Origin of the sequence: Amycolatopsis sp. NPDC059657 (assembly GCF_042734395.1) — a bacterium.
Classification (GTDB): Bacteria; Actinomycetota; Actinomycetes; order Mycobacteriales; family Pseudonocardiaceae; genus Amycolatopsis.
The window spans coordinates 22,940-46,901 of the sequence record NZ_JBHWEB010000003.1 but is presented as its reverse complement, the minus strand read 5'-3'; the positions used below and the strand labels follow the sequence as shown (position 1 = coordinate 46,901).

Annotated in this window: 21 protein-coding genes; 11 read left to right on the top strand and 10 right to left on the bottom strand. The window is 68.5% G+C overall.

Features of this window, described 5'->3' with window-relative positions; all coding sequences use genetic code 11:
* Positions 1 to 18 precede the first annotated feature (18 nt).
* The 4 genes from ACFV15_RS02385 (at position 19) to ACFV15_RS02370 (ending at position 3,526) form a co-directional block, all read left to right on the top strand.
* A complete protein-coding gene (locus ACFV15_RS02385) occupies positions 19 to 1,086 on the top strand; it encodes an ATP-dependent DNA ligase (protein ID WP_378348328.1) in 1,068 nt (355 codons plus the stop codon).
* Between the two features lie 66 nt (positions 1,087 to 1,152).
* The gene (locus tag ACFV15_RS02380) at positions 1,153 to 2,694 is read left to right on the top strand and encodes an alpha/beta hydrolase (protein ID WP_378348327.1); all 1,542 of its coding nucleotides are present in this window, start codon (positions 1,153 to 1,155) and stop codon (positions 2,692 to 2,694) included.
* A gap of 110 nt (positions 2,695 to 2,804) precedes the next feature.
* A complete protein-coding gene (locus ACFV15_RS02375; protein WP_378348326.1) occupies positions 2,805 to 3,098 on the top strand; it encodes an ANTAR domain-containing protein in 294 nt (97 codons plus the stop codon).
* Between the two features lie 8 nt (positions 3,099 to 3,106).
* Positions 3,107 to 3,526, top strand: a complete 420-nt coding sequence (locus tag ACFV15_RS02370) for a response regulator transcription factor (protein ID WP_378348325.1) — start codon at positions 3,107 to 3,109, stop codon at positions 3,524 to 3,526.
* Here the strand turns inward: ACFV15_RS02370 and ACFV15_RS02365 are convergent.
* The 4 genes from ACFV15_RS02365 to ACFV15_RS02350 form a co-directional block, all read right to left on the bottom strand.
* The gene (locus tag ACFV15_RS02365) at positions 3,515 to 7,969 is read right to left on the bottom strand and encodes a HAMP domain-containing protein (protein ID WP_378348324.1); all 4,455 of its coding nucleotides are present in this window, start codon (positions 7,967 to 7,969) and stop codon (positions 3,515 to 3,517) included. The two genes, ACFV15_RS02370 and ACFV15_RS02365, sit on opposite strands and share 12 nt — an antisense overlap.
* The gene (locus tag ACFV15_RS02360; protein WP_378348323.1) at positions 7,969 to 8,949 is read right to left on the bottom strand and encodes a hypothetical protein; all 981 of its coding nucleotides are present in this window, start codon (positions 8,947 to 8,949) and stop codon (positions 7,969 to 7,971) included. Before ACFV15_RS02360 ends, ACFV15_RS02365 begins: the two co-directional genes overlap by 1 nt.
* A 206-nt stretch (positions 8,950 to 9,155) precedes the next feature.
* Positions 9,156 to 10,187, bottom strand: coding sequence for a PAS domain S-box protein (locus ACFV15_RS02355; RefSeq protein WP_378348322.1), 1,032 nt, complete (start codon positions 10,185 to 10,187; stop codon positions 9,156 to 9,158).
* Positions 10,188 to 10,198: 11 nt separating this feature from the next.
* The gene (locus ACFV15_RS02350; RefSeq protein ID WP_378348321.1) at positions 10,199 to 10,783 is read right to left on the bottom strand and encodes a response regulator; all 585 of its coding nucleotides are present in this window, start codon (positions 10,781 to 10,783) and stop codon (positions 10,199 to 10,201) included.
* A 94-nt stretch (positions 10,784 to 10,877) separates the two neighbouring features.
* On the opposite strand from ACFV15_RS02350, the gene ACFV15_RS02345 reads away from it, so the two are divergent.
* Entirely contained in the window at positions 10,878 to 11,237 is a 360-nt protein-coding gene (locus tag ACFV15_RS02345; RefSeq protein WP_378348320.1) for a thioredoxin family protein, read from the top strand.
* 57 nt (positions 11,238 to 11,294) lie between these two features.
* On the opposite strand, the gene ACFV15_RS02340 is transcribed toward ACFV15_RS02345, so the two are convergent.
* Positions 11,295 to 12,224 carry a proline dehydrogenase family protein gene (locus tag ACFV15_RS02340; protein ID WP_378348319.1) on the bottom strand — a complete coding sequence of 310 codons (930 nt, stop codon included), beginning with the start codon at positions 12,222 to 12,224 and terminating at the stop codon, positions 11,295 to 11,297.
* 35 nt (positions 12,225 to 12,259) lie between these two features.
* The gene (gene pruA / locus ACFV15_RS02335; protein WP_378348318.1) at positions 12,260 to 13,888 is read right to left on the bottom strand and encodes an L-glutamate gamma-semialdehyde dehydrogenase; all 1,629 of its coding nucleotides are present in this window, start codon (positions 13,886 to 13,888) and stop codon (positions 12,260 to 12,262) included.
* Positions 13,889 to 14,011: 123 nt separating this feature from the next.
* Here pruA and ACFV15_RS02330 point away from each other — a divergent pair, with 123 nt between their 5' ends.
* The 4 genes from ACFV15_RS02330 to ACFV15_RS02315 all read left to right on the top strand — a co-directional run bounded on the left by ACFV15_RS02330 (position 14,012) and on the right by ACFV15_RS02315 (position 18,559).
* On the top strand, positions 14,012 to 15,589 hold the full coding sequence (locus ACFV15_RS02330) for a PucR family transcriptional regulator (protein ID WP_378348317.1): 1,578 nt from the start codon (positions 14,012 to 14,014) through the stop codon (positions 15,587 to 15,589).
* Positions 15,590 to 15,671: 82 nt separating this feature from the next.
* The gene (locus ACFV15_RS02325; protein WP_378348316.1) at positions 15,672 to 16,616 is read left to right on the top strand and encodes a hypothetical protein; all 945 of its coding nucleotides are present in this window, start codon (positions 15,672 to 15,674) and stop codon (positions 16,614 to 16,616) included.
* Positions 16,613 to 17,317 carry an alpha/beta fold hydrolase gene (locus ACFV15_RS02320; protein ID WP_378348315.1) on the top strand — a complete coding sequence of 235 codons (705 nt, stop codon included), beginning with the start codon at positions 16,613 to 16,615 and terminating at the stop codon, positions 17,315 to 17,317. Before ACFV15_RS02325 ends, ACFV15_RS02320 begins: the two co-directional genes overlap by 4 nt.
* Before the next feature lie 24 nt (positions 17,318 to 17,341).
* Positions 17,342 to 18,559 (top strand): acetyl-CoA C-acetyltransferase, encoded by a 1,218-nt coding sequence (locus ACFV15_RS02315; RefSeq protein ID WP_378348314.1) that lies wholly within the window; start codon positions 17,342 to 17,344, stop codon positions 18,557 to 18,559.
* Positions 18,560 to 18,596: 37 nt separating this feature from the next.
* Here ACFV15_RS02315 and ACFV15_RS02310 read toward each other — a convergent pair whose 3' ends face one another.
* From ACFV15_RS02310 to ACFV15_RS02295, 4 genes are all read right to left on the bottom strand, one after another.
* On the bottom strand, positions 18,597 to 18,833 hold the full coding sequence (locus ACFV15_RS02310) for a S1 RNA-binding domain-containing protein (RefSeq protein ID WP_378348313.1): 237 nt from the start codon (positions 18,831 to 18,833) through the stop codon (positions 18,597 to 18,599).
* Positions 18,834 to 18,955: 122 nt separating this feature from the next.
* Positions 18,956 to 19,945, bottom strand: a complete 990-nt coding sequence (locus ACFV15_RS02305; protein WP_378348312.1) for an MsnO8 family LLM class oxidoreductase — start codon at positions 19,943 to 19,945, stop codon at positions 18,956 to 18,958.
* 58 nt (positions 19,946 to 20,003) lie between these two features.
* Entirely contained in the window at positions 20,004 to 20,396 is a 393-nt protein-coding gene (locus ACFV15_RS02300; RefSeq protein WP_378348311.1) for a DUF6221 family protein, read from the bottom strand.
* A gap of 91 nt (positions 20,397 to 20,487) precedes the next feature.
* The gene (locus tag ACFV15_RS02295) at positions 20,488 to 21,507 is read right to left on the bottom strand and encodes a DNA polymerase domain-containing protein (RefSeq protein WP_378348310.1); all 1,020 of its coding nucleotides are present in this window, start codon (positions 21,505 to 21,507) and stop codon (positions 20,488 to 20,490) included.
* 38 nt (positions 21,508 to 21,545) lie between these two features.
* On the opposite strand from ACFV15_RS02295, the gene ACFV15_RS02290 reads away from it, so the two are divergent.
* Together ACFV15_RS02290 and ACFV15_RS02285 are read left to right on the top strand one after the other, a co-directional pair.
* A complete protein-coding gene (locus ACFV15_RS02290) occupies positions 21,546 to 22,220 on the top strand; it encodes a TVP38/TMEM64 family protein (RefSeq protein WP_378348309.1) in 675 nt (224 codons plus the stop codon).
* Between the two features lie 166 nt (positions 22,221 to 22,386).
* Positions 22,387 to 23,958 (top strand): protein kinase, encoded by a 1,572-nt coding sequence (locus tag ACFV15_RS02285; RefSeq protein ID WP_378348445.1) that lies wholly within the window; start codon positions 22,387 to 22,389, stop codon positions 23,956 to 23,958.
* Positions 23,959 to 23,962 lie beyond the last annotated feature (4 nt).

Below are 23,962 nucleotides of genomic sequence, written 5' to 3'. Positions count from 1 at the left end.
ACAGGCAGAATGGCGCGCATGCCGTTGCCGCTGAACCCGCCGTTCAAACCGATGCTCGCCAAACCGGCCAAGGCCATCCCCGACTCGGGTGAGCTGCTGTTCGAGCCGAAATGGGACGGTTTCCGCTGCCTGGTGTTCCGCGACGGCGACGAGCTGACGCTGCAGTCGCGGGCGGGCAAACCGCTGAACCGGTACTTCCCCGAGATGGTCGAGCAGCTCAAGGCGATCTTGCCGGAGCGGATCGTGCTCGATGGCGAACTCGTGGTGGCCAGGGACGGCAAGCTCGATTTCGACGCGCTGACCGAGCGGGTGCACCCCGCGGCCAGCCGGGTGAAGCTGCTGGCCGAGACGAGCCCGTCCGCGTTCGTCGCGTTCGACCTGCTGGCGCTCGGCGACGAGTCGTTGATCGAGCAGCCGACGTCGGCGCGGCGCGAACGGCTGGAGAAGCTCGAAGGGCTGAACATCACGCCGGCGACGACCGACGCCGAAACCGCGCGGCACTGGTTCGAGCTGTTCGAGGGCGCTGGGCTGGACGGGGTGATCGGCAAGCCGCTGGACGCGCCGTACCAGGAGAACAAGCGCGTCATGTTCAAGTACAAGCACTCGCGGACGGCCGACTGTGTGCTCGCCGGCCTGCGCTGGCACGTCGACGGCGAACCCGGTGAGGCGATCGGATCGTTCCTGCTCGGGCTGTACGACGAGCACGGGGTGCTGCACCACGTCGGCGTCGTCGGCTCCTTTCCGGCCACTCGTCGTCGCGAACTGGCCCAAGAGCTGTCGCCGCTCATCACCGAAGCCGAACACCCGTGGATCGACGGGACGGTCGAAAACCAGCGGCTGCCCGGCGGTATCACCCGCTGGCGGGCGACGGAACACGCCTGGGTGCCGGTGCGGATAGAACGGGTCGTCGAAGTCGGCTACGAGCACACCGAGGGCGGGTATCCGTCCAGGTTCCGGCACACCGCGCAGTTCAAGCGCTGGCGGCCGGACCGCGAGCCGTCGTCGTGCACGTACACGCAGCTCGACGAACCCGCGCGGTACGACCTGGACGCGGTGTTCGGCGGCGAGGTCAAGCGCACCCGCTAACCCCGGTCCCACACCGATCATGCGAAGCTCACTTCACCCTGCAGGCAGATAGTGAGGAACGTGCCCGTGCGCCGCCCGGCAACTTCGCGAAAACTACTGGCGGCGACGCTGGTGACGGCCACGCTCGCGGGGTGCACGGCCGGGCCGTCGACCAGGCCGGAAGTGATCTCGAACGATGGGCCTGCCGCTCCGGTGTCGGCCGGGAACAAACCGGCCATCCCGCTGCCTCCGCTGGAGGAGCCCAAGTCGCCCACGATCAAGTGGACCGACTGCGACGAGGAGACCCGCGCCCGGCTCGACCAGCCGGCGGCTCTGGGCAACCTCAAGGTGAGCTGTGCGCGCGTCGCGACGACGCTCGACGCGCCCGATCTGCCGAACCGGGGGCTCAGCCGGATGGCGGTGCTCAAGGTCGGCACGGGGTCGATCCCGCTGGTCGTGGTCAACGACATCGACGGGGATCCCGGCACGCTTTTCGCCGCGAAAATGGCCGCGTCGGTGCCGCCGGACTTCTTGACGAAATTTTCGCTGATCGGCGTCGACCGGCGCGGCAGCGGGCAGTCGGCGCCGGCGCAGTGCATTCCCGGCAACGTGCGTACCGACCTGCTCGACCAGGATCCCGCGGCCGAAGCCGGGATCGAAGCCGTGCTCGACGCGGCGCGCAAAGCGGGCCAGCAGTGCGCGATCGAGCTCGACACGAACCAGACCGCACTCGACAGCTGGCGTGCCGCGGGCGATCTCGAGCAGCTGCGCGAGGAACTCGGCGTGAGCAAGCTGAACGCGCTCGGCCACGGCGAGGGCTCGCGGGTGCTGACCGGCTACGCCGTCCGTTTTCCGTCGACGACCGGCCGGTTCGTGTTCGACGGCGCGCCGGACCCCGGGCCCGACACCTCGGCGTCGCTCGACGCCGTCGCGGCAGGCTTGCAGTCCACAGTGGACGGTTTCGCGCAGGACTGCGCGCTTCGCAAGTGCGCGCTCGGCGACGCGTCGGCCGTGCTGAAGTCGGTCGTGGACAAATCGCGGAAGAACCCGTCGCCCGACGCGGGCGCCGGTATCGCGCTGCACGCGATTTCGGCAGGCCTCGCGCAACGGGCACGCTGGCCGGAGCTGGCCGACGCGCTCGGCGCCGCGAACGCGGGCGACGTGTCCAAACTGACCGCGTTCATCGAGCCACTGCTGAGCGACACGCGCGTGCGGCCGTCCCGTCTCGACGGCGCGCTCGCGACCAAATGCAACGACAGCGCGACCCGCTTGCCCACCGACCAGATCCAGAAGTTCGCCCAGACGATGCGTGCCAAGTACCCGCTCTTCGGCGGTCTCGTCGCCCAGCAGCTGGCCTGGTGCAGCCCTTGGCCGGTCCGCCGCGAACCACTGCCGCCCGCCGGCACGCCCAACGTCCCGCCGATCTTGGTCATCACGACGGCCAACGACCCGGTCACGCCCTTGGCCGGCACGGCGAAGGCGGCCGACCAGTTCCCCACCTCGGTCCGCATCGGCTGGCAGGGCACCGGCCACGGCGCCTTCACGTTCTCGCCCTGCGTGACCGACGCGACCCGCGCCTTCCTCGTCGACGGGAAAATTCCCGCCAACGGCACCCTGTGCCCGACCTAGCCGACGCGAAAACGCAAGCGTGCGTTTAGAGCACACAGTCCTCTGGAAGTTGGGACGTTGGATACTTTCGCGACGACGGAGGGTGCTGCCACGATCACGTCATGCACGCCATGACTTCGCGCCCCCCGTCGCCTGGCACGCCGGACGCCGCGAGTGAGACGGCCACGTTGCGGTCTCGTCTGCGGCATTACCGGCGGCGCTCCGAGCAGCTGCAGCGGGCGCTGGACCGCCGGTTGCCGATCGAGCAGGCGAAGGGGATCCTCGCCGAGCGGCATCAGATCGGGGTGGATGAGGCGTTCGCCCTGCTGCGGGCGTTCTGCCGGAATCACAACCGGAAGATCGACGAGGTGGCGCAGGCGCTGGTGGATCGGCGGCTGCAGATTTCCCGGCACGTAGCGTGCTGAGCAGCGCGATGTCCTCACTGGGGCACGCGGCGGGCGGGAACGGGAACCCGGCGCGTGTGCGGGTGCTGGTGGCCGACGACAATCCGATCATCGGCGCGGCCCTGCGGGTGCTGCTGGAGACCGAGCCCGATATCGAGGTGGTCGGGGTCGCGGCCGACGTGGACGAGGCGCTCGTGCTGGCCGAGCGGCTGAGCCCGGCGATCGCGATCCTGGACGTGCGGATTCCCGGCGGTGGCGGGGTGCGAATGGCCCGTGAGCTGCCGCGGCGGGTGCCGGGAATCCGGTTGATGGCGTTTTCGGCGCACGGGGACACCCGGTCGATCGCGCAGATGGCGTCGGCCGGGGTCACCGAATATCTGGTCAAAGGGATCGCGAACACGGAGATCATCGCCGCCATCCGCAGGCTAAGCGAGCCGTCAGACGTCTAGCCAGCGCTCCATACACGCGAGCAGTTCGTCCACATCGACCGGTTTGGTCACGTAATCACTCGCGCCGGCCGCGAGGCTCTTCTCCCGGTCGCCTTCCATCGCCTTGGCGGTGACGGCGATGATCGGCAGGTCCGCGAAGAGCGGCATCTCGCGGATCGCGGCCGTGGTCGCGTAGCCGTCCATTTCCGGCATCATGACGTCCATCAGGATCAGGTCGATGGTTTTGTCGGCCAGCAGTGCTTCAATACCTTTGCGGCCGTTCGGCGCGTGGACGACCGAAAGGCCGTTCAGCTCGAGCATCCCGGAGATGGCGAAGACGTTGCGGGCGTCGTCGTCGACGAGCAGGACCTTGCGACCTCGCAGCCGGTGGGGCGTCGCCTCGGCGTTCTCCGGGACGACAGGCTCCGGAGCGGTCTCCGGTTGTCGCATGAGTGGCAAAATCCCGTCCAGCTCGGCGGCGGACAAATGCAAGATGATGCGCTCGCGGAGTGCGTCGAGCGACGACAACAGCTCGACGGGATGAACACGCACGTGGGCCTGCAGGAGCCGATCCTGTGCCGAGCTGAGCTGACGGCTGGCGTGGGCCAGCACGGGCACGCTGATCGGCTCGGCGCCTTCGGTGAGGCGCTTGAGGAAGGTGAGCGCGGTGGTGCCCGGCATGCTGGTGTCGAGCACGATGCACCGGAACGGGTGAACCGCGAGCGCTTCGATGGCTTCCGCGGGCGCCGAAACGGACTCGACCAGGACCGGGCCGTGCGTATCGGACAGATCCGCGGCGACTCCGCGGGCGAGCAGGGTGAGCAGGCTGTTCGTCTCGCCTTCGACCACGAGCACGCGCCGTGCGCCGTCGGGCTCCGCGACCGGGGTCCGGTCGGGGCCGGTGTCGTCGAGGATGGCGGTGAACCGGGACACGGGCAGGTAGAGGGTGAACGTGCTGCCGTGGCCGAGCTGGCTTTCGGCGCGGATTTCGCCACTCAGCAGGTAAGCGACCTCTCTGCTGATCGACAGGCCGAGACCGGTGCCGCCGTACTTGCGGCTGGTCGTGCCGTCGGCCTGCTGGAAGGCGCCGAAGATCGAGTCGAGATTCTCCTCGGCGATGCCGATGCCGGTGTCGGTGACACTGAACGCGACCAAGGGTTCGTGGTCTGACGGCGAGACGACCGTGCCGACCATTTCGACGTTGAGCTCCACACTCCCCCGCTCGGTGAATTTGACCGCGTTGGACAGCAGGTTGCGCAGCACCTGCCGGAGTCGTTGTTCGTCGGTGAACAACAGCTCGGGCACATCGCGGCCGACGTTGACCTGGAAGTCGAGGCCCTTTTCGGCGGTGAGCGGACGAAAAGTCGTGCGCACGTAGTCGAGCAGCTGCCGCAGCGGGAACGGCTCGTGGTGGATGTCCATCTTGCCGGCCTCGACCTTGGACAGGTCCAGGATGTCGTTGATCAGCTGCAGCAGGTCCGTGCCAGCCGACTGGATGACCTTGGCGAACTCGACCTGCTTCGCCGTCAGGTTCTGCGTCGAATTCTGCGCGAGCACGCCGGCCAGGATGAGCAGGCTGGTCAACGGTGTGCGCAGTTCGTGCGACATGTTGGCCAGGAACTCGGACTTGTACTTGGACGCGAGCGCCAGCTGCTGGGCGCGTTCCTCGATCTCCTGCCTGGCCTGCTCGATCTCGGAGTTCTTGACCTCGATGTCGCGATTCTGCCTGGCCAGCAACTCGGCCTTCTCCTCCAGCTCGGCGTTCGACCGCTGGAGTTTCGCCTGCTGCGCTTGCAATTCCTCCGACCTGGCCTGCAGCTCGGCGGCGAGGCGCTGGGACTCTTCGAGCAGCGCGTCGGTGCGCGCGTTGGCGATGATCGTGTTGACGTTGACGCCGATCGTCTCCATCAGCTGCTCGAGGAAATCCCGCTGCACCATGGTGAAGCGGGTGAACGACGCCAGCTCGATGACGCCGAGCACCTGGTCCTCGAACACGGTCGGCAGCACGATGAGGTTGACCGGCGCCGCCGCCCCGAGACTGGACGAGATCTTGACGTAGCCGGGCGGTGTCTGGTCGACGACGATCGGCTTCTTCGTGAGCGCGGCCTGGCCGACCAGGGACTGCCCGAGTGGGAACTCGCGCGGGATGTCGCCTTCCTCGCTGTGCCCGTAGCTGGCGATCAGCCGCAGTCTCGTCCTGACCTCACCGGATTCGGTGAGGAAGAAGGTGCCGTGCTGGGCGCCGACGAGCGGGGCGAGTTCGTTCACGATCGGCGCGGCGACCACGCGCAGGTCTCGGTGGCCTTGGATGAGCCGGGAGATCCGCGCGAGGTTGGTGTTGAGCCAGTCCTGCTCCTCGTTGGCGCGAGTGGTCTCGCGCAGCGACTGGACCATCGCGGTGATGTTGTCCTTGAGCTCGGCGACCTCGCCCTGCGCTTCGACGGAAATCGACCGGGTGAGGTCACCCGTCGCCACCGCGCTGGTCACTTCGGCGATCGCGCGGACCTGCCTGGTCAGGTTCCCGGCGAGTTCGTTGACGTTTTCGGTGAGCCGTTTCCAGGTGCCGGACACGCCTTCGACCTCGGCCTGGCCGCCGAGCCGTCCCTCGCTGCCGACCTCGCGCGCCACGCGCGTCACTTCCGCGGCGAAGGCGGACAATTGGTCGACCATGGTGTTGATCGTGGTCTTCAGCTCGAGGATCTCACCGCGCGCGTCGACGTCGATCTTGCGCGAAAGGTCGCCTTGCGCGACCGCGGTGGTCACCTGCGCGATGTTCCGGACCTGGCTGGTCAGGTTGTTGGCCATGGAATTGACGTTGTCGGTGAGGTTCTTCCACGTGCCCGCCACGTTGGGCACCCGCGCCTGGCCGCCGAGGATGCCCTCGGTGCCGACCTCCCGCGCCACGCGCGTCACCTCATCGGCGAACGCCGACAGCGTGTCGACCATCGTGTTGATCGTCTGCGCCAGCGCGGCGACCTCGCCTTTGGCCTCCACTGTGATCTTTTGCGACAAATCGCCGCGCGCGACCGCGGTGGCGACCTGGGCGATGGAACGGACCTGATCGGTCAGATTGTCGGCCATGACATTGACCGACTCGGTCAAGCCCTTCCACGTACCCGACACACCTTTGACGTCCGCCTGACCACCAAGCCGCCCCTCGGTACCCACCTCCCGCGCAACACGCGTCACCTCATCGGCGAACGACGACAGCTGGCCGACCATCGTGTTGATCGTGTCTTTCAGTTCCAAAATCTCGCCACGCGCGTCGACCCGGATCTTCTGCGAAAGGTCGCCGAGTGCGACAGCCGTGGTCACCTGGGCGATGGAACGGACCTGATCGGTCAGATTGTCGGCCATGACGTTCACCGACTCGGTCAAGCCCTTCCACGTACCCGACACACCTTTGACGTCCGCCTGACCACCAAGCCGCCCCTCGGTGCCGACCTCCCGTGCCACTCTGGTCACTTCGTCGGCGAAAGACGACAGCTGATCGACCATCGTGTTGATCGTGTTCTTCAACTCCAAGATCTCGCCACGCGCGTCGACCGTGATCTTCTGGGTCAGATCGCCTTTCGCCACCGCGGTGGCGACCTGCGCGATCGAGCGGACCTGCGCCGTCAGATTTCCGACCATGAAGTTCACCGACGTCGTCAGATCCCGCCACGTCCCAGCCACGCCCGGCACCTGCGCCTGCCCGCCGAGCGCGCCTTCCGTACCGACCTCGCGCGCCACGCGCGTCACTTCATCGGCGAACGACGACAACTGATCGACCATCGTGTTGATCGTGTTCTTCAACTCCAAGATCTCGCCACGCGCGTCGACCGTGATCTTCTGCGAAAGGTCGCCTTTCGCCACCGCGGTCGTCACTTCGGCGATGGACCGGACCTGATCCGTCAGATTTCCGGCCATGAAGTTCACCGACGTCGTCAGATCCCGCCACGTCCCAGCCACGCCCGGCACTTCCGCCTGCCCGCCAAGGCGCCCTTCACTGCCGACCTCGCGCGCCACGCGCGTCACCTCGTCGGCGAACGACGACAGCTGGTCGACCATCGTGTTGATCGTGTTCTTCAGCTCCAGCATCTCTCCCTTCACATCGACCGTGATCTTCTGCGAAAGGTCGCCCTGCGCCACCGCCGTCGCCACTTCGGCGATGTCCCGCACCTGGCCGGTCAGGTTGCCCGCCATCGCGTTGACCGAATCGGTGAGGTCCTTCCAGGTCCCGGAAACCGACGGCACCGCGGCCTGACCGCCGAGCTTCCCGTCCGTGCCGACCTCGCGCGCGACCCGCGTCACCTCCGACGTGAACAGGGCTAGCTGATCGACCATGCCGTTGAACACGACGGCCATCTCGTCCATCAGCAGGTCGTCGACCTGCGGCAGCCTGGTGCTGAAATCGCCGTCTCGAACGGCTTTGAGCCCTTCGAGCAACCGCTGCAGGCCTTCGTCGTTGAGCGCTCCCGCCATCAGGCCGCCACCGAACGGAACGCCTTGATGCGCTCGGCCAGCGCACGCACGTCCGGGTTGTCGCTACGGCAGTCTGCGGCTTTCTTAAGCGGCGTAAGCCGATCCATGAACCGCGAAGACTTAAGAGTCAAAGCCTTCGCCAGCGCGTCATCGGCCACCGCCGCCGCCTGGTCGACGTCGCCTTCGAGCAGATGACTGGTCGCCAGCATGACCAAACAGAACGACTTGCTGCGCGCCATGCTGCAGCCATAGCTCTTGACCACCTTGGTCAGTTCGGTGATGGCCGCCGACGCGTACGACGAATCCAGCGTCACGGCGAGTTCGGTGTGCACGGTGCCCGCCATCGCCGTGAGGTCGGTTTCGCCGAAGAACCGCGCCCACACCGGGGCGACGGCGCCATCGGACCGTTCGAACGCGTCGCTCGCCCTGCCGAGCGACGCCAGCGCCAGGTCGCGGTCGCCCAGCTTGGCGTACGCCCAGGCCTCGTTCGCGCACAGCACGCTCAGCATGAGCATCGACCCGCCGTCCTCGGCGGCCCGCTCACCGAGCCGGAACATCTCCAGCGCGTCGAGCGCGGCGTCGTGATGCAGGAACACGCGGCCCTTGCGGTACAGGATGTTCGACGCCAGCACCTCGTCGCCGCCGGCCCTGGCGAGATCCAGCGCGCGGTCGAACCTGGCGTGCGCGGCATCGGACTGGCCGGCGTCGAACGACGTCCAGCCCGCGACACTGGTCAGATCGGCCAGTGCGACGCACAGCCGTTCCCGCACCGAGTCGCTGCAATCGGCCGCCAGCATGCGATACCCCCAGGAGAGCTGTGCCGCCACGGCCTCCGAGCACCAGCCGCCGCCGTACCGGTAGTCCAGCGCGCGGAAGGTCTTCGTCTCGTTCTCGACCTTGCGGACCTCGTTGCGTCCGATACGCCCACGCCCGGCCACCGGCCAGACGGCACTACGGCGGGAATTGTCGGCCTCGGGCATGACGCCCTCCCTGAATCCTCTGCCACCAGGGTCCGGAGTGGGCTGGGACTGCCTAGTCGCCGTCGCGTGAATCCTCGTGGGAATTCCGGTCACGGCGCTCCGCCGGGACTGTCCAGGGGCAGCGGCCGACGCTGGGAAAATTATCCTTCGCGCGCCGCGCTCGCAGGTTTCGTTTACTCAACGATTGCGTGGTGAACCGGAAATCGTCAGTCGTTTTCCCATGCCGACCCAGGTACCCAGAATTCCACAGTGGTGCCTTCACCTGATCGGCTCTCGACATTCAACCAGCCGCGCACGGCTTCGGCCCGCTCGCGCATCGCGATCATGCCGATATGCTCGCCGCGCACGGTGGGCGCCGACGCGGCGATGCCGATCCCATCATCGGATATCCGTACGAGCAGACCATTCCGCTGTTCGGTCAAGGACACCTCGACACCGCGGGCACGCGCGTGCTTGTGGACGTTCACCAAAGCCTCCTGCGCTATCCGGAACACGTTCACCACCACTTCCGGCGGCGGTTCCGCGGTGAGCTCGTGCCGCAAGGTGTAAGCCAATCCCCAGCCGGCCACCACCTCTTCGAGATAGCCGCGCACTGAAGCGACCAAATCGCGGCCGTCGAGCGTCGGCGGCCGCAAATAGGCGACAAGCACGCGCAGCCGCCGCACCGCCGCCTGGATCGACTCGTCGAGTTCGATCAGCGCCTGCCTGGCGGTCTCCGGCTGCTGCGCGATGAGCACCTGCAGCCGCATGCTGGCCGCGATCATCGACTGGATCGAGTCGTCGTGCACGTCCCAGGCGATCCGCCGCCGCTCGGTCTCCTGCGCGCGCACCAGGTGCGCGAACGTCCGGCGCAGATCGGCATGTCCGCCGTCGGCGTCCGCCTGCGCGCTCACATCGCGCACGACCTTGCCGAACCCGAGCAGCACGCCGTCCTCGTCGCGCAGCGCTGTGGTGACCACATGCGCCCAGAACCGCTCACCGCCGCGCCGCACCCGCCAGCCTTCGACCACGTGACGGCCCTCGGCCGAAGCCACGACGAGGTCGGCTTCCGAACGGCCGTCGGCCGCCACGTCCGTTGGATAGAAGCGGGAGATGTGCTCGCCGATGATCTCGCCGGCGCGGTAGCCGGTGATCCGCTCGGCACCGGGATTCCAGCCGGTGACCCGCCCGTCGACGTCGACCATGAAGATCGCGTACTCGACGACGCCTTGCGCGAGCAGCCGGAACTCGTCAGTCATCGTGCCCCCGCCTAGTCGATCAGCCCGGTTCGCCGCGCGTAGGCGACGGCTTCCAGCTGCGACCGCGCGCCGGTTTTGGCCAGAATCCGTTCGATGTGGTCACGCACGGCGCTCCTGGCCAGGCTCAGTTCGCCGGCGATGCGTTCGGTGCCCGCTCCGGCCGCGATGAGCGTCAGCACGGCTCGTTCGCGGGCAGTGAGCCCGGCCTCGGGAAGCAGCTGGCGGTCGATGACGATCTCGCCGGCCGCCACCGACTTGATCGCGGCGACGAGATCTTCGAGCAGGCAGGATTTCAGGATCAGACCCGCGCCGCCCGCTTCGAGCAGCCTGGCCGTGATCCTGCTGTTCGCGTCGCCGGTGAGCACCAGCACCCGCGCCGGCGCGAACCGGCCGATGGCCGCGATCGCGTCGCCGTCCGGGAGCCTGCGATCGAGGAGCACGACGTCGGGCCCGAACCTGGCGGCGGCTGCGACGCCGGTCTCCAGCGAGTTCGCGCGCTCGATCAGCTCGACCTCTCGGAACGCCTCCAGCGCCAGGGCCAGCGCCTCGGCGACCATGTCGTGATCCTCGACCAGCAGCACGCGAACGGGGTCCATACCAGTCATCTCCACGGGTCTCGCCACACAGGCCCAGGCCATTGTCGCGCTCTCCGAGAAGAAACACCTCCCCCGAGAGGGCAGAATGAGTTACATGGCCACCATCGACCTGACCGCCGCGACCTTCGACGAAGTCGTCGAGAACCACGATTTCGTGGTGATCGATTTCTGGGCGGGCTGGTGCATGCCGTGCCGCCAGTTCGCGCCGACGTACGAAAAAGTGTCGGAGAACCACGACGACATCCTGTTCACCGCGGTCGACACCGAGGCCGAGCAGCAGCTCGCCGCCGCGTTCGACGTCCGCTCGATCCCGACGCTGGCGATCATCAGGGAAAAGGTGCTCGTCTACGCCCAGCCGGGCTCGCTCAGCGAAGCCGGGCTCGAAGAGCTGCTGAAGACCGCGCGCGAGCTCGACATGGCCAAGGTGCACGCCGAGGCGACTCCGAACGCCTGAAAACGAGACAAAGCCCGCTTCATCCCGGTCTGGGATGAAGCGGGCTTCATCAGCAGGTCACCCGCGGGTAGCGAGGCCCCGCAGGAAGAACGTCAGGTTCGCGGGACGCTCGGCGAGACGGCGCATGAAGTAGCCGTACCACTCGTCGCCGTACGGCACGTAGACGCGCATGGTCTCGCCGTCCGCCGCGATCCGGCGCTGTTCCTCCGGCCGGATGCCGTAGAGCATCTGGAACTCGTGGTCGGACGGCACGCGCCCGGCCTCCATCGCCAGTTTTTCGGCGATGGCGATCATGCGAGGGTCGTGTGAGGCGACCATCGGGTAGCCCTTGCCGGACATGAGGACCTTGAGGCAGCGCACATAGGACCGGTCGACCTCGGCCTTGTCCTGGAAAGCGACGGTCTCGGGCTCGGCGTAGGCGCCCTTGCACAGCCGCACCCGCGAACCCTCGCCGGACAGCTCGCGGCAGTCCTGCTCGGTGCGGCGCAGATACGCCTGCAGCACCGCGCCCACCCACGGGAAGTCGACGCGCAGCTCACGCAGGATGCCGAGCGTCGAGTCCGTGGTGGTGTGGTCTTCCATGTCCAGCGTCACGGTCGCGCCGACGCCCGCCGCGGCCTCGCAGATCCGGCGCGCGTTCTCCAGCGCGATCTTCTCGCCGTCCACGGGCAGGAACTGGCCGACGGCCGAAAGCTTGACCGAGACGTCCGCGCCCTTGGCGAGCCCGTCCGCGGCTAGCGCGGCGAGCATCTCCTCGTAGGCGCGAACGGTCGCGGTGGCCTGCGACGCGTCGGTGGTGTCCTCGCCGAGGTGGTCGAGGGTGATCCGCAAGCCGTCTTCGGTCAGCTCACGGACGACGCCCACGGCGTCGGCCGTGTCCGATCCGGCGACGAACCGGCGCACCACCGAGCGGGTGGCGGGCACGGTCTCGACCAGCGAACGCATGCGCCGCGACCTGGCGGCGGCGAGCAACGGTGCACGCAGCATGACGAGTCTCCTAGTGAAAGGCCCCGGGAAAAGGCTCAGCCCTGGTGGGGGTAGCGGACGCTGGTGGGCGGGACGAAGGTCTCCTTGATCGAGCGCGGGCTGGTCCAGCGCAGCAGGTTCAGGATCGAACCGGCCTTGTCGTTGGTGCCCGACGCCCGCGCGCCACCGAAGGGCTGCTGCCCGACGACGGCGCCGGTCGGCTTGTCGTTGATGTAGAAGTTGCCAGCGGCGAAGCGCAGCGACTCGGTCGCCTTGGCGGCGGCGGCGCGGTCGTTGGCGATGACGGCGCCGGTCAGCGCGTAGCTGGCGGTCTCGTCGATCAGCTTGAGGACCTTGTCGTAGTCGGCGTCCTCGTAGACGTGCAGCGACAGGATCGGGCCGAAGTACTCGGTGCTGAAGATCTCGTGCGTCGGGTTGTCCGAGACGAGGATCGTCGGCTTGACGAAGTAACCGACGGAGTCGTCGGCTGTGCCGCCGACGAGAACCTCGATCTGCGGGTCCGCGGCCGCGGACTGCAGCACGGCCGAGTGCTTGTCGAACGCGCGCTTGTCGATGACGGCGCCGGCGAAGTTGGAGAAGTCGGTGACGTCACCGATCTTCAGCGCCTCGGTCTCGGCGACCAGGCCGTCCTTGAGCTGGGCCCACAGCGAGCGCGGGACGTAGGCACGCGAAGCGGCGGAGCACTTCTGGCCCTGGTACTCGAAGGCGCCGCGGACGAGCGCGGTGCGCAGGACGTCGACGTCGGCGGACGGGTGCGCGAGCACGAAGTCCTTGCCGCCGGTCTCGCCGACCAGGCGCGGGTAGCTGCGGTAACCGGCGATGTTCGCGCCGACGGTGCTCCACAGGTGCTGGAAGGTCGCGGTCGAGCCGGTGAAGTGGATGCCAGCCAGGTCGCGGTGGGTCAGCGCGACCTCGGACACGGGCGCGCCGTGGCCGGGGAGCAGGTTGATCACGCCCGGCGGCATGCCGGCCTCTTCGAGCAGGCGCATGGTCAAGTGCGCGGCGAAGCTCTGCGTCGGCGACGGCTTCCACAGCACGACGTTGCCCATCAGCGCGGGCGCGGTCGGCAGGTTTCCGGCGATGGCGGTGAAGTTGAACGGGGTGATCGCGTAGACGAAGCCCTCGAGCGGGCGCTGCTCCATGCGGTTCCACAGGCCCGGCGAGCTGGTGGGCTGCTCGGCGAGGATGCGGCGGCCGAAGTCGACGTTGAAGCGCCAGAAGTCGGCCAGCTCGCAGGCGGAGTCGATCTCGGCCTGGATGGCGGTCTTCGACTGGCCGAGCATGGTGGCGGCGTTGAGCTTGGCGCGCCACGGGCCGGACAGCAGGTCGGCCGCGCGCAGGATGATCGCGGCGCGGTCGTCGAAGCTGAGCGCGCGCCACTCGGGGGCCGCGGCGTTGGCGGCGGCGATCGCGTCGGTGGTGTCCTGCGCGGTGGCGCCGCGGATGGTGCCGAGCACGTGGCCGTGGTTGTGCGGCTGGACGACGTCGATCTTGTCGCCGCCACCGGCACGCTGCTTGCCGCCGATGGTCAGCGTCAGGTCGATCGGCTCGGCTCCGCCCAGCTGCTTGAGCGCGCCCTCGAGCTCAGCGCGCTCGGCGCTGCCGGGCGCGTAGTTCAGCACCGGCTCGTTCTTGGGGGCGGGGGTCTGGGTCACGGCATCCACAGCAGCACTCCTGACGACATTCACCTTCGTGGGGTACCCGAAAACGGTATGCCCCGAAGCGTGCCAGGTGTTTGTCCGACTCGCTAAGATAGGTAGTACTGGTTTGTTCGATCGGATGAAATCTTGAGCACTTCACTGCGCCATATCCTGGCCACGCTGGGCGACCCGCTGGTCGAGGTCGTGACCGCGCCGCAGGGCCTGGGCGTGCGGGTCGACGACGTGGTCATCCTCGACCCCGAGGACCCGCCGGAGGCACACGCCGGCGACCTCGTGCTGGTCATCGGCGCCCGCGGCCGGTCCGCGGCGCCCGCGATCCGTGTCGCCGGCAAGAGCGGGGCGGCCGCCGTCGCCGTCAAGGGCGCGACGGGACTGGCGAGCGTCGCGGCCGACGCGGGCGTCACCCTGCTGGAGGTCCGGCCGGAGGCCCGCTGGGAGCAGGTCGAGGCGTTGACGCGAGCGGTCATCGACGCGGCGCGGGCGGGCGGCGAGGCCGAGACGGGCGAGGTGCTGGGCGACCTGTTCTCGCTGGCGCAAACGATCGCGACCTTGACCGGCGGTCTGGTCAGCATCGAGGACACGGCGAGCCGCGTCCTCGCGTATTCGCGGGCGGGCGACGAGGTCGACGAGCTGCGGCGGTTGTCGATTTTGGGACGACAGGGGCCGGAACGCTATCTCGCGATGCTGCGCGAGTGGGGCGTTTATCAACGGCTGCGTGCGGGCGAAGGCATCGTCCGCATCGACGAGCGGCCGGATCTCGGCATCCGCAGGCGCATCGCGGCAGGCATCCACGCGGGCTCGCAGCCATTGGGCACCATTTGGGTGCAGGAAGGTTCACAGCCGCTCAACGACCAGGCCGAGTCCGCGCTGCTGGGCGCCAGCCGGACACTCGCGCCCCAGCTGATCCGGCACCGGACCCTGCCGAGCCCCGAAAACCGCCTGCGCGAAGACCTTTTGGTCAGTTTGCTCGACGGCCGCGTCGACGCAGAGTCGGTCGCCGACGACATCGGCGCGGACCCCGCGCGCCCGGCGATGGTGGTCGTTTTCGCGCTGCACCGCGAGGGCGCGAGCACCGGCCGCCAGCTCCGGCGCGCCGAGCTCGTCAACCTGATCTCGGTGCACACGGCGGCGTACCGGCGCAGCGCGATGGTGAGCGTCATCGGCGGCCGCGTGTACGCGTTGCTGCCGGATTTACCGGAACGCGGCGAAACCCGGGTACTCGCACTGGCCAAGGAGATCGTCGCCGCCGCGGCCCGGCATCTCGACGTCCCCGTCCGTGCCGCGCTGGGCGGCGTGGTGCCGCGCCTGGCCGAAAGCGTCCTTTCGCGTGCCGACGCGGACCGTGTGCTCGCGACAATGGCGCGTGGCCATTGGAATGCCGACGTCGCCTCACTGGCGGACGTGCGCGCCGAGGTCCTGTTGTCCGAAGTGCTCGCATATCTGGGCGACCAGCCTCGGATTCGCGATCCCCGGTTGACGGAATTGGTGACGCACGACGCCGAGCACGGCGGGATACTCGTGCCCGCGCTGCTGGCGTATCTGGACGCTTTCGGCGACGTGCGCAAAGCCGCCGGCGAGTTGAACATCCACCCGAACACGGTCCGGTATCGCGTCCGGCGCGCCGAGGAGATCTCGGGAATCGACCTCGCGGACTCCGCGCAACGCATCCTGACGCAACTGCAACTCCGCTTGGCGAAGAAGTAGAAACGTTTGCGTCACCTGACACATCCACTCGCGAATATTCGGACATGATGGATGGCTCAGCACGAACCCGAGGGGGGTCACCGTGTCCGACACCACCGGCATGCCGGAAAGACCGTCGCTGCTCCAGCTGCGAGCGGAAATACTCAGCGACGGCCAGCGCAACCTGGACGAAATCCGAAGAAGATTCGAAAAGTACCGTGGCGAGATCGTCGAGGAGGATTACTTCCGGTTCGCCGAAGCCCTCGTCGTACTGGTCAAGAAGGGTCGGCTCCATCGCATCCTGACTTGCTACAACAGCACGGAAGCCAACCCGAATCTCTCTTTGGCGTTACGATCCGCGCGACGCGAAGAACGAAAGTTCTCCGCTTTCCTGCGCGGGCGCCCGCAGGAGATTTTCTCTCAGATGATCTACGCCGTGATCGTCCACCTGCTCGGCGTCCTGGATCTCGTCACCAAGGCGAGGACCAAGAAGAATCTGACAGCCGAACAAATCGAAGAGCGGCTGAACAAGGAGAGCGCGGCCGCGGAGGAAGACGTCCGCCATGCGAAGGAATTCGCGATCGACGCCGCCAAGAACGCGGCCCTTTCCTGGTACCTGGTAGGACTGATGGCGGGCGCGGCCACTTCGGGGATCATCGTCTGGGGGCTGATCGAACTCGTCAGCGTGCCCGCGCTCTTCGCCGGGTGCCTCGTGGCGGGCGGAATCGGCGCCGTGGTGAGCGTGATGGCCAGGATCACCCATCGGAACCGGCTCGACGTGGCCATCGAACGACGACCCCGGCTGACCGTTTTCGCGGGTGCGCTCCGGCCGCTCGCCGGCGCGCTGTTCGGTCTCGCGTTCTACGTGCTGGCTCACGGCGGGCTGCTCCCCTTCAAACCCGAGCAAACGGCGGATGCCAGTTCGTTCTTCTGGGGTCTCGCGTTCCTCGCGGGCTTCAGCGAACGGTGGGCACAGGACACCATCGTGAAGGCCGCCCCTGGTCAAGGCGGCAGAAGGGACCCGGAGTTCGGTAAAAAGGTCGCATGAGGCTGCACACGCGTGAGTGGGGTTCCGGCGACCAGGTCGCCGTGCTGGTGCACGGGATGGGCGCGAGCTCGCGCGCGTGGTGGCGGGTCGGGCCGGAGCTGGCCGGGCGCGGGTACCGGGTGATCGCCGTCGACCTGCCGGGGCATGGCGGTTCGGCGCCGGCGCCGGATGCCGAGCCCGCGGAGTTCGCCGAAGCGTTGCTGGCGACCGTGCCCGCCAAGCCCGCGCTGGCGCTGGGTCACTCGATGGGTGGAATGACGCTGGCGCTGGCCGTCGAGCGGCTGCTGCCGGAGCGGGCGATCTACTCGGAGCCGCTGTTCCGGGTGCCGCGGCTCGATGTGCTGGAGGCGTTCATCACCCGGGATATGGCTCGCACCAAGGCACTCAGTGTCGAGCAGCTGTTCGCGGAACGTCCACAGTGGAACGACGAGGCGAAGGAGGTCGAGGCCGAGACGATCGCGGCGTGGGACCTCGACACCTCGGTCGGGTTCCTGCACCGGCTGGCCGGGCGGGATCTCGCGCCGCCAGCCGTGGTGCCGTCGATGATCCAGCTCGCGAAGCCGAGCCGGGTGCTGTCCACCGCTTTCGCGGCCGAACTGGCCGAGCGCGGGTTCGAGGTGCGAGAGGTGGCGCATCCCGATCACACGTTGCACTACGCCGACCACGAAGGGTTCATGGGCTCGCTCGACGGCTGGCTCTGAACCCGCGGGTGGCACTATGACGGCGTGACCGAAGAAGTGCTGATCTGCGAACCCGTCCGCACCGCCGTCGGGCGTTTCGGGGGCGTCTACCAGGACGTTCCCGTGACCGAACTGGCCGCGACCGTCATCCGCGAAGTGCTGCGCCGCACCGGGATCCCGGTCACCGCGGTCGACGACGTGATCTTCGGCCAGTGCAACCCCAACGGCGAGGCGCCCGCGATCGGCCGGGTCGCCGCGCTGGACGCCGGGCTGCCGGTCGAGGTGCCCGGCCTGCAGGTCGACCGGCGTTGCGGGTCCGGGCTCCAGGCCGTGCTCGACGCGGCCATGCGCGTGCAGACCGGGGTCGCCGACCTGGTGCTCGCCGGCGGCGCCGAGAGCATGAGCCAGGTCGAGTTCTACAGCGACGCGATGCGCTGGGGCGTCAAGGGATCCGGCGTCGAGCTGCACGACCGTCTCGCGCGGGCGCGGCTGACCGCGGGAGGCGCCAACTTCCCCGTGCCGGGCGGCATGCTCGAAACGGCCGAGAACCTCCGGCGCGAGTACCGCATCCCGCGTGAAGAGCAGGACGCCCTCGCGGTGACGTCGCACCAGCGCGCGGTCGCGGCACGCGAGGTCTTCGCCGAGGAGATCGTGCCCGTCACGATTCCCGGCAAGCGTGGCAAACCGGATGTCGTCATCGACACCGACGAGCACCCGCGCGCGGACACGACCGCCGAGTCACTCGCCGCGCTCAAGCCGGTCATGCTGCGCCAGGACCCCGAAGCCACTGTCACCGCGGGCAACGCGAGCGGGCAGAACGACGGGGCCGCCGTGTGCGTGGTCGCCAGCGCCGCCAAAGCCGCCGAACTGGGGTTGCGGCCGCTGGCCCGCCTGGTCTCCTGGGCGGTCGCCGGAGTACCGCCGCGCACGATGGGGATCGGCCCGGTGCCCGCCACGGCCAAGGCACTCGAGCGCGCTGGGCTCAGCCTTGGCGACATCGACCTCATCGAGCTGAACGAGGCGTTCGCCGCCCAGGTGCTGGCCTGCACCCGCGAGTGGAAGCTGACCGAGCGGGACTTCGCCGAGCGGCTGAACGTCAACGGCTCCGGCATCTCACTCGGTCATCCGGTCGGCGCGACCGGCGTCCGAATATTGACCACGCTCGTGCGCGAGATGCAGCGGCGCGGCGCCCGCTACGGCCTCGAAACCATGTGCATCGGCGGGGGCCAAGGGCTCGCCGCCGTCTTCGAACGCGTGGCGTGACACGGTGGGGGCCCGCCTCGGCCCCCACCGTCCTCCGCTACGCCTCTACCAGGCTGAAGCGGCGGTTCTCGACGTCGATCCGGTCGATCTTCACCGCGATGCGGGCGCCGCGTTCGGTGGCGACCCTCGGCAGCAGGCCTTGGACGCCGTCGGCGACCTCGACGAACGCCCCGAACGGCAGCACCTGCGTCACGAGCCCGTCGAGCACCCCGCCAGCGCTGTGGCGTGCGACGAAGTCCTGCCAGACCGGCAGTGGAATCTGTGTGGGAGACATGCTTTTCACCTCCTTCCCGTGCACGTTTCCTCTACAGGGAACGCACGGAAGGCGGCGGGCCACGGGCGGTCAAGCCCTGGCCGGGCACCCCGTCTGCTCATGGCTCAAGGCCGACCCGGCAGTCACCCGGCGACAGTAGCAACCTGACGGTTCACCAGGCCAGCGAGTTGGCGATACGACTCGAGCAGTTCGCCGCGGTCGTGGCTCGCGGTGGTGATCAGGAACTCGTCGGCGCCGGCGCGCCCGGCGAGTCCTTCGAGACGGTCCAGTACCTCGGGCCCGGTGCCGAAGATCTGCCCGGAGAGGGACTGCTCGAGCCGGGCGCGCTCACGGTCGGTGATCGGCAACGCGAGCACCTGGTCCGGTGTGAGCAGCGGCGGGAACTCGCCGCGGGTCCGCGAATAGGTCGTCGACCACGCCTCCGGAAGCAGGAGTTTCCGGGCGGCCGCAGAATTACCGGCCACCGAAACAGCGGTGGAAACGATCACATACGCGGGACCGAAGGATGATTGTCGGAAATTGTCTCGATAGCGGTCTATCGCGTCGATCATCGCCTTTTCCCCGCGAATGGCGGCGATCACGAGTGGCAGCCCGAGTTCGGCCGCGAGGTCCGCGCCCGCGCCGGTCGCGAGGAGGAAGGCGGGCACCCGCGTGCCCTCGGCGGCGACCGCGTGCACGCCGGGATGCCGATCCTGCGTCCCGTCGAAATAGCCCAGCAGCTCGGAAAGCTGCTCGCCGAAGCGGTCGGCGTCGTCCTTGCCGTGCCCCAGCGCACGGCGGATTCCGCCGGTGAACCCGACGGATCGGCCCAAACCCATGTCGATCCGGCCGGGAAACAGCGATTCCAGCACCCCGAACTGTTCCGCGACCACCAGTGGCTGATGGTTCGGCAGCATCACCCCGCCGGTGCCGACGCGGATGGTCGACGTCGCCGCCGCCACGGCCGAGGCGAGCACCAGCGGAGCCGCGCCCGCGATGCCGGGAACGCTGTGATGCTCGGAAACCCAGAACCTGTGGAACCCCAGCGCTTCGATCTCGCGCGCGAACGCGACGGTCTCACGCAGGGCCTCGCCCGGCGACCCGTTGGCGCGAACGGGTGAACGATCCAGCACGGAAAATCGGGACGGCAGCACACAAAGAGCAACGCCGCCGGCCGGAGATCATTCCCGGCTACGGCTTCCAGGCGTCGTTGTACTCCTTGTGGTCCGCGTAGGGCAGCGCGAGAAGCCGCAGCGTCATGCACCAGTTCGAGCCAGCCTCGTCCGAGGGGACATGACACGTCTCACACCAGTAGTCCCTGCCGTAGAGCGGGAAACCGGGCACCTGGTCGTTGACCGCCGTGCGGTGCGTCGCCAGTATCCGGCGCACCGTCTCGGATTCCTGGACCATCTGGTTGACCACGTCGAGCTCGAGTTCGGTCAGCGCGCGGATCCGCTTCTCGATCACGACCTTCGACTCGCCGCGGTCGAGCCGCTCGCCCGATTTGGTCTTCTTGACGGCGCGCATGATCAACGACTGCCGCTCGGTCACCCTGGCCTTGAGGAAGGCGACCAGATCGTCCATGCCGGCAATCCTCCTGGGTTTCGGCCGAGCTACATGTATTGCGCATAGTCGCGACTGCGCCCTACGACGTTACCCGTTCGGCCGAAACAACTTAAGTATCGGATCGCGCTTTACTCGGCTGAACTCGCTTGGGCTCACCAGGCATTTTCGGGTAATCCGGCGGATAAGGCAGTTCGGCGACCCCCAAGTCACGTTCATCACGTGCGTACCACTCGAGCAACGTTTCGATACCGTGCGTGACCGAGTCCAGCTCGGCGTGCGGATCACCGACCTCGGCGAGGCGGACCGGTACGGACAAGATGTCGAAGTCGTCCGGGTGCACCTCGGTGAGCTCGTCCCAGGTGACCGGAGTCGACACGGTCGCCCTCGGCGTCCCCCGGACGGACCAGCTGGACGCGACGGTCCGGTCGCGCGCGGCCTGGTTGTAGTCGAGGAACACGCGGCCGCCGCGCTCCTCCTTCCACCACGAGATGGTCGCCTTGTCCGGCATCCGCCGCTGCACCTCGCGGCCGAGCGCGATCACCGCGTGCCGGACGTCGATGAAGTCCCACTCCGGCCGGATCCGGACCAGCACGTGCACCCCGCGCCCGCCCGAGGTCTTCGGGTAGCCGGTCAGCCCGGCGTCGGCCAGCACCTCGCGCACGCAGCCCGCGACGGCGACCGCGTCCTCGAAACCGGCGTTGTCCGGCGGGTCGACGTCGATGCGGAGCTCGTCGGGGTGGTCGACGTCGGGGCGGCGCACCGGCCAGGGGTGGAAGTCGAAGGTGCCGAGATTCGCCGCCCAGGCGAACACGGCGGGCTCGGTCGGGCAGACCTCCTCGGCGGTCCGGCCGGAGGGGAAGGTGATCTTGGCGGTCTCCACCCACTCGGGTGCGCCCTTCGGCACCCGTTTGGCGTAGAACCAGTCCCCCGTGACGCCTTCGAGGTAGCGCTTGAGCGTGGTCGGCCGCTCGCCGATCGCCCGCAGCAGCGGCTCGCCGACGGCGATGTAGTACTCCACCACCTGCCGCTTCGTGAACCCCCGCTCGGGGAAGTACGGCTTGTCGGGGCTGGTCACCCTGACCGTGCGCTCGCCTACCTGGTACTCGATCGGATCGCCGTTCTTGGGCATGGCACCCACGGTAATCCCGGATCGGTACCGTGGGTGCCATGTCGGGGAGAACCAAACTGGCCGTGGCGCTCGCGCTGCTCGCCACGCTCGTGGCGGCCGCGCTACTGCTGCCGATCCCCTCTCCCGCCGAACTGCGCGTCTGGGCCGCCGAGCTCGGCCCGGCGACGCCATGGCTGTTCTTCCTCACCTACACGGTCCTCACGGTCGCCCCGATCCCGCGAACGGTCTTCAACCTGGCCGGCGGGCTGCTGCTGGGCGCGACCGCGGGCATCCTGATCGGCATCCTCGCGACCACGATCGCGTCCGGGCTGTCGTTCGGGCTCGCGCGGCTGCTCGGCCGCGAGCTGGTGGCCCGGCATCTGCACCGCAAGTCGGTGCGCGTGGTCAATGAGCACCTCTCCGACGGCGGTGTGCTGGCGATCACCTCGCTGCGGCTGATCCCAGTGGTCCCGTTCGCGCCGATGAGCTACTGCTGTGGCGTTTCATCCGTCCGGCTGACGCCATATCTGCTGGGTACAGCGCTGGGTAGCCTCCCAGGCACGATCGCGGTGGTCGTGCTCGGCGACGCGCTGACCGGCAACACGCCGCCCGCGCTGCTCGCCTGCTATGCCGGATTCGCCGCCGTGGGCGCGATCGGCCTGGTCAGGACCTTCAAGCGCCGGGTACCGCCGGTCGCCGAGCCGGAGTACGTGACGAGTTCTACGGCTGGCTGACGCAGATCGCGAACGTCAGCCCGCTACACTCGATCGGGTGCGCGAGGCGGGGTTCGCGCTGACCAACAGCCATTATCGCGGAGATTTCCGAGGAGCAGGCGCCATCGACACCGGGCAACTGATCGCAGGGCACTATCGCCTGGTCGAGCACATCGGCAGCGGTGCCATGGGGGTCGTCTGGCGCGCCATCGACGTGCGCCTCGAACGCTCCGTGGCCGTCAAGCAGATCCTCGCCCAGCCGGGTGTGTCCGAGGCCGAGCGCGACAACATGCGCCAGCGCGCCATGCGCGAGGCGAAGAACGCGGCTCGCTTCCAGCATCCGAACGCCATCGTCGTGTTCGACATCGCCGAGCACAGCGGCGACCCGTGCCTGGTGATGGAGTTCGTCGACGGGCCCAGCCTGTCGGCCGTGCTGGCGCAGAACCCGACGCTGCCGGTCGGCCAGGTCGCGCGCATCGGCGAGCAGGTCGCGTCGGCGCTCGTGGCCGCGCACCGGGCCGGGATCGTCCACCGCGACGTCAAACCGGGCAACATCCTGATCGACGGCAACGGCGTCGCCAAGCTCACCGACTTCGGCATCTCGCGGGCCGCGGGCGACATGGCGCTCACCCAGACCGGCCTGATCGGCGGCACGCCCGCCTATCTGGCGCCGGAACTGGCCAGGGGCGCCGACCCGGTCCCCAGCTCGGACGTCTTCGCGCTCGGCGCGACGCTCTACCAGGCGCTGGAGGGGCTGACGCCCTACGGCGACACCTCCAACCAGCTCGCGCTGCTCTACGCGGCGGCGAACGGCAACATCGTCCCGCCGAAGCAGGCCGGGCCGGCGACCGCGCTGGTGATGAGCCTGCTGCGGCCCGAGCCGGATGAGCGGCCGAGCATGGCCGAGGCCGCCGACCAGCTCCGCAGGCTCGCCTCGAGGAGCACCGAACAGCTTCCCGGCATCACCGTCTCGCCGACGCTGCCCAGTGGTGGCGCGGGCGGCCGGAGACCGGTCGCGGCCGAGAACGGCGCGCCGCCGCCCTGGCAGCGCAACGCCCCGCAGGGACCGCCGACTCCGCCGCGTACCCCGACGGCGGCCTACGCGCCGCCGATGACACCTCCTCGCCCGACCCAGGCGATGCCGCCGCAGACCCCGCCGAGGCCCGTACCGTCGGCGGCCGCGCCGATGCGCGCGCCCCAGCCGTCGAACGCCGACTCGAAGCGCAAGACCATGCTGTTCGCGGGCGCCGGTGCGGCGGTCGTGGTCATCGCGGTGATCGTCTTCCTGGCGTTGAACTCCGGAGGTAAGGACAACGACTCGGGCGGCACGGCCGCCGGTCCCGGCTCCAGCTCGTCACAGCAGCCCGGCAAGAGCAGCCCCAAGACGTCGGCGAGCTCGGCGGCGCCGGGCAGCCCGGACTCCACCCCGTCCGAGGGCAAGGTCGACTTCAACGCCGCGACCGCCACGATGCTGACCTTCATCGAGGAGGCCACCCGGGGCAGTGACGCGGCATGGAACGTGCTGACCCCCGCCGCGCAGAAGGTCTACGGCTCGAAGGAGCAGTTCGCGGCGTACTGGAAGGCGCCGGAGCAGAAGATCGGTGTCTGGGGCAAGGTCAACGCGGACACCGGCAAGGCGAACCCCGACAGCTCGTTGACCATGAACATCAACATCAACAGCGCGCCCCGCTACGGCTGGCGGATCGTCACACTCGGCGGCGCGGCCAAGATCGACTCGGACACCAGGCTCAAGCAGTAGCGGT